At 70.0% G+C, this 2,482-nt stretch carries 3 protein-coding genes; 2 read left to right on the forward strand and 1 reads right to left on the reverse strand.

Features of this window, described 5'->3' with window-relative positions; all coding sequences use genetic code 11:
• Nucleotides 1-504, forward strand: a 504-nt coding sequence (locus VFF46_RS30105; RefSeq protein WP_325040613.1) for an ABC transporter permease, incomplete at its 5' end; no start/stop codon positions are given.
• A gap of 13 nt (nt 505-517) precedes the next feature.
• Nucleotides 518-1,522 carry a substrate-binding domain-containing protein gene (locus VFF46_RS30110; RefSeq protein ID WP_325040614.1) on the forward strand — a complete coding sequence of 335 codons (1,005 nt, stop codon included), beginning with the start codon at nt 518-520 and terminating at the stop codon, nt 1,520-1,522.
• 15 nt (nt 1,523-1,537) lie between these two features.
• Here the strand turns inward: VFF46_RS30110 and VFF46_RS30115 are convergent.
• On the reverse strand, nt 1,538-2,482 hold a 945-nt coding region (locus VFF46_RS30115; RefSeq protein ID WP_325040615.1), incomplete at its 5' end, for a LacI family DNA-binding transcriptional regulator.

The following is a 2,482-nucleotide window of genomic DNA, read 5'->3' on the forward strand; positions in this document are numbered from 1 at the left end:
CCCGCATCGTTCGCGCTGCTCGGCGAACGCACCTTCGGCGGCCTGGTGCCGATCCCGGTGATCATCTTCGCGGTGGTCGCGGCCGCCGCGGTGGTGTTCCTCCGGGTCAGCGCGTTCTCCCGGCACCTGTACGCGGTCGGCGGCAACGAGAAGGCCGCGCGGCTGTCCGGCGTACCGGTGGTCCGGGTGAAGGTCGCGGTGTTCGCGATCTGCGGGTTGCTCGCGTCGCTGGCCGGCATCGTGCACGCCGTCCAGCTCAACCAGGGCAGCCCGAACGACGGTATCGGCTACGAGCTGGACGCGATCGCCGCGGTGGTGATCGGCGGTACCAGTCTCGCGGGCGGTCGCGGTTCGGTGGCCGGGACGGTGGCCGGCGCGCTGCTGCTCGGCGTACTGAACAACATCCTTGCCCTGAACAACATCGACTCCAACATCCAGCTCCTGATCAAGGGACTGGTGATCGTTGCCGCCGCCGCGCTGCAACGGCTCCGCCCCACCTCGTAAGGAAGGTTCCGTCATGCGTTCTGTGAGAATCCCGTTGGCTGCAGCAGCTGTTGCCGCCCTCGTGCTGGCCGGCTGTGGGACCACCAACGAGCGAACCGCCGGTGGGTCGCCCGGCGCGTCCAAGTCCTGCAAGGGGGCCGACGGGAAGTACACGATCGGGATGAGCCAGGCGAACGTCGCCGAGCCGTACCGGCAGCGGATGGACGACGACATCAAGAACGCGGCCAAGGACGTGCCGCAGTTCGACGTGAAGTTCGCGGACGCGGCGCAGGACAACGCCAAGCAGGTCGCGGACGTGGAGAACTACATCACCCAGCAGATCGACCTGCTGATCATCAGCCCGAACGAGGCGAAGCCGCTGACCGCTGTGGTGAAGAAGGCGTACGACAAGGGCATCCCGGTGATCGTGCTGGACCGGAAGGTCGAGGGCGACGCGTACACCGGGTTCATCGGCGGGGACAACGTGCAGATCGGGCGCGAGGCCGGCAAGTACATCGCGGAGAAGCTGCTACCGAACGGCGGCAACGTGGTCGAGCTGAAGGGTCTGGCCGGCGCGACGCCGCAGGCCGAGCGGCACGAGGGCTTCGTCGAGGGCATCAAGGGCAATCCGAAGGTCAAGGTGATCGCGAGCGCGAGCGGTGACTGGCTGCGGGAGAAGGGCCAGTCGCAGATGGACGCGCTGCTGAAGGCGAACCCGAAGATCGACGTGGTGTTCTCGCACAACGACCCGATGGCCGAAGGCGCGTACCTGGCCGCGAAGGCGGTCGGCCGGGAGAAGGAGATGAAGTTCACCGGCATCGACGCGCTGCCGATCCCGTCCGGCGGGATCAAGGCGGTCGAGCAGGGCCGGCTGTCCGCGACCTTCACGTACCCGACGAACGGCAAGGAAGCGATCGCCGCCGCGAAGAAGATCCTGATCAACTGCGGCACCATCCCGAAGACCCAGACGCTCCCCACCCGCCTGATCGACCCGTCCAACGCCGCCAAGATCTACGCCGAGGAAAACCCCAACGGCTGACCGCTCCACCCCGGGTCAGCGGTGGGAGCTGGCCCGGGGGATGAGGCGGGCGGCGAGGGTGGTCGTGGTGGCGGGGCGGGTGTTGTCGGCGATCCGCGCGAGCAGCAGGCGGGCCGCGGCGGTGCCGATCTCGTACGCCGGCTGGGCGACGACCGTGAGTGGTGGGTCGACGAGGGCGGCCCAGGGCGCGTCGTCGAAGGTGACCAGACCGACGTCGCGCCCGGCCCGGGCGCCGCGCTCCTGCAGGGCTTGCAGTACGCCGACGGCCATCGCGTTGTTCGCCACCAGCAACGCGTCCGGCGGCTCCGGCTGCGCGAGCAGTTCGACCGCCGCCTTGTGCGCACCGGCCGCCTTGAACTCGGTACGGCGTACCAGCTTGGTCGTACTGCGCCGCCCGGCCGCCTTCAACGCGTCCCGGTACCCGGCCAGCCGGTCGTCCGCGGTCCGTACGCCGGACGGCCCGGTGACGCAGCCGATCCGTTCGTAGCCCTGGGCAACCAAATGCGCGGTCGCCTCCCGGGCGGCCGCGCGGGTGTCGACCAGGACGACGTCGCTGTCCGCCGCGGGCAGCGGCCGGTCGACCGCGACGTACGCCGTACCCCGGAACGCCAGTTTCGCCACCGACGACTCCGGTCCGCTCGGCGACAGGATCACCCCGGCCACCCGCTCCTGCAGCGCGACGTCGAGGTACCGGCGTTCCTTGGCCGCGCTCTCGTCGGAGTTGCACAGCACGACCGAGTACCCGACCTCGTGCGCCACGTCCTCGACGCCGCGCGCGATCGCGGTGAAGAACGGGTTCTCCACGTCGGAGATGATCAGCGCGACCACCGCGGCCTCCTGGCGGCGCAGGTTCCGCGCCGGGCCGTTCGGCTGGTACCCGAGCTCGGCCGCCGCCACCCGGACCCGCTCGGCGAGGTCCGGATCGACCGTCGGCTTGCCGTTCAGGGCCCGGGACACGGT

The sequence above is a fragment of the Kribbella sp. genome (assembly GCF_035655035.1).
GTDB lineage: Bacteria > Actinomycetota > Actinomycetes > Propionibacteriales > Kribbellaceae > Kribbella.